This is a genomic window from Mycetocola sp. (genome assembly GCF_046716805.1).
Classification (GTDB): Bacteria; Actinomycetota; Actinomycetes; order Actinomycetales; family Microbacteriaceae; genus Mycetocola_A.
The window spans coordinates 1-2742 of sequence record NZ_JBKJWH010000169.1 but is presented as its reverse complement, the minus strand read 5'-3'; the positions used below and the strand labels follow the sequence as shown (position 1 = coordinate 2742).

The following is a 2742-nucleotide window of genomic DNA, read 5'->3' as shown; positions in this document are numbered from 1 at the left end:
AGTGAGCAGCCATCGGGCTCCCTTTTCAACGTCCGGTCGAAAACCGCTACGCCGGAGCCAGCTGCGAATCGTCTTCGCAGTGACGGGAAGGTCTGCGGCGAGTTGCTTCGGGGTGACGACGTCGTCGTTCTGGTGCATACCGCGGAGTCTAGCGAGCGCCGCCGTTGGTGCGGGAGTGCGAGCGAGTTACCTTTGCAGAAGAGCGTCCAGACCGACGGCGACTGATGCGGCGAGGCGGAAGTCGACTCTTTGGTCGGGCACGTCGACCGTGTACCGGTCCCGAAGGCTGAACTGCCGCTCGCTGGTGAGAACCGTTGCGCCGGTCGCTTTGTCGGTGAAGTCGAAGTGGAACGAGAACGGAAAGTCCACCAGCCGACGAGCGACGGCGATCAGCGAGTTGCGTTCCTGGCCGTAGGCATCCAGGCCGGGAGCGTTGAGATGGAAGCTCGATCGCAGCAGGCTTGCGGCGAAGTCCTTCTGAAAGGACCCGAGCACCGTTCCATCGGCGGCGGTGACGTCGTAGGCCGCCGCCACATCCATCATCCGTCGTGCCTTGAAACCGAACAGAGGCAGGGTCTTCGTGTCGTCGGCGTAGAACGTGACCTGTTCCTTCATGGCCATGCGCTTCTGCTGAGCGACGGCGAGCATCCGCCCCGGGGAGCCGTCGGGGTTGGCCTCGACGATCTCGTAGCGGTTCACCATCATCGTGAGCCTCTGCTTCACAAAGAAGCGCGGAAGATACTGGAGGGAGGAACTGGTCATGGGTGAGTGCCCTTCATGGGAGACGCGCGGCGGTCGTCTGTGGAGCGTATCGGGAGCGGAACCTCGGCGTCGATCACATCGCTGGCCCCTCTTCGAAGGTCGCGCGACAACGCACCCTGTCGGCCTCGCCGGGACCGGCGTACGATGTAGCGCAGATATACGCACAGCGCCCGCTGAGCCGCCTTCCGGCCCGACGGACGAGGGAACCCGCAACGGTCGCGCATGCCCTCTTCCGAGTTCCCTGCCGGGTGGCGCGCCCTGAGACGGCCGCGCTCGCCGCATAGTTCCGCTCCACATTTTTGAGGATGATTCCTATGTTGATGGAGTTACACACCGTTCTTCCCGCGGCCGATCTCGCTCGAGCGCGCACTTTCTATCACGACATGCTCGACCTCGACCCCGACGAGGAAAACGCGGAGGCACTCGTCTACCACTCTCCCGGCGGCCTCTTCGAGATTTACCAGACCCCCAACGCCGGCACCGCCAAGAACACGCAGATGGGATGGCTGACCAACGACCTCGAGGCCGAGATGGCCCGCCTCCGCGAGCGCGGGATCGTATTCGAGGAGTATGACAACCTGCCCGGAATGCAGATGAAAGACGGCATCGCGACCTCTGCAGAGGGACGGGCCGCCTGGTTCCGCGACACCGAGGGCAACTTCCTGGTCATCGAGGAACGCGCCTGACAGTCGAAAGGTTCTAAGCGCCCGCGCCTGACGAGCGCACAGGCTGAGCGGTCCCCGGTTGCTTGAGCAGCCGGGGATCCTTCGCGTTCGGCGGGACGCGCGGTGGGGCGTCTTCGGCTCGCTGCAGAAGGAGACCGATCAGCGAGTGGATGCCCTGCCGACCCGCCCCTTCGATTTCCAGAGGAGCCAGCCCCACCAGATCTGCGCGGCTCCGAACAACAGTCCGGAAATGCTCCCAGCGGGGATGCCACCGCGCCCGGAAGCGCGCCCTCAACTTGCTGACCGACTGAGGCCGGAACCGCGATCGGCTGCTCTCAGCTCAAGCCGCTGATCGACTTCAAGGTCCGGCTCGAGAACTCAGGCCTTCAGCCTCAACCGCAGCGGCGTCGGGTTACTCTTGTCGATCTCGATGACCGACTGCCGGGACCTGAGGAATTCCGAGAACTGACTGTGACCGAGTGGCCGCTCCTGAAACGACGGCTCCATCCGCTTCATCTGCACCTTCACGGCCGAGGCATGCTGCCACTCGAGGTCGTTCTTCGCCAGCAGTTCCATGGCTCGCTTCAGCAGCGTCGTCGCCGCCTTCTGCGGGTTCCGGCCCGGGTCGGCGGATGTTGCGGGTGCGGCAGCAGAATCGGCGGAGGATTCCTGCGGGAGCTGCGGCGCAGCATCCGTCGCCGTGGCAGATTGGGCGGTCAGCGTGGCGCTCTCCGGGATGGGTTCCACGCCGGGCAGGTTGTCGTAGTCGGCGTACTCGTCGCAGGAGGCCGCGAGAGAACTGCTCGTCGCGCCGGAGACGCCGATGCCGACGACGTAGCGGTCGAGGCGTTTGCAGCGCTGGGCGAGCGGGATGTAGTCCGAGTCGCCGGCGACGATGACGACATGGGTCAGACCCTTGAGACGGAAGCTGTCTTCGATGACATCCACAGCCAAGCGGATGTCGGCGCCGTTCTTGAGCGAGTACGCCGTCGGGAACAGCTGGGTCAGGTCGACAGCGCGGCCGATGAGCTGTTTCTGGTCGCTGGCGTTGAACGGTGTTGACCAGTCGGCGTAGGCGCGGCTGATCACGATGGAGCCGAACGAGGAGGCGTAGTCGAGGATGGCCGCAACGTCGACGGTGGCCGCGCGGATGCGGGCCGCGATCACCGGGTCGGAGTTGCTGCGGATCGCGACGAAGTGGCGGACGCGGTCCTTGGCGAACTGCCCGTCGCCGTGCAGCTGGTTGTAGCGGGAGATAACGATGTTGTCGAAATCGATGTAGACGGCGACGCGGTCGCGGGGCTTCTTGGCCATG

General features: G+C 64.8%; 3 protein-coding genes. 1 reads left to right on the top strand and 2 read right to left on the bottom strand.

All coding sequences use genetic code 11. The features are described from left to right. Positions 1 to 186: 186 nt before the first annotated feature. Complete coding sequence (locus tag ACLQ62_RS13920) at positions 187 to 762, bottom strand: hypothetical protein (RefSeq protein WP_411722230.1); 576 nt, start codon at positions 760 to 762, stop codon at positions 187 to 189. 314 nt (positions 763 to 1076) lie between these two features. Between ACLQ62_RS13920 and ACLQ62_RS13915 the strand changes: the two genes are divergently transcribed. Further along, positions 1077 to 1448: a VOC family protein gene (locus tag ACLQ62_RS13915; RefSeq protein WP_411722229.1), complete on the top strand. Its 372-nt coding sequence runs from the start codon at positions 1077 to 1079 to the stop codon at positions 1446 to 1448. 357 nt (positions 1449 to 1805) lie between these two features. Here the strand turns inward: ACLQ62_RS13915 and ACLQ62_RS13910 are convergent. Continuing rightward, a partial coding sequence (locus tag ACLQ62_RS13910) for an NYN domain-containing protein (protein WP_411722228.1) occupies positions 1806 to 2742 on the bottom strand: 937 nt, incomplete at its 5' end.

Excerpts from the sequence above, each read along its gene's own strand:
- ACLQ62_RS13915 (WP_411722229.1), top strand. The coding sequence starts at position 1,077 with ATGTTGATGGAGTTACACACCGTTCTTCCCGCGGCCGATCTCGCTCGA.
- ACLQ62_RS13920 (WP_411722230.1), bottom strand. The coding sequence starts at position 762 with ATGACCAGTTCCTCCCTCCAGTATCTTCCGCGCTTCTTTGTGAAGCAG.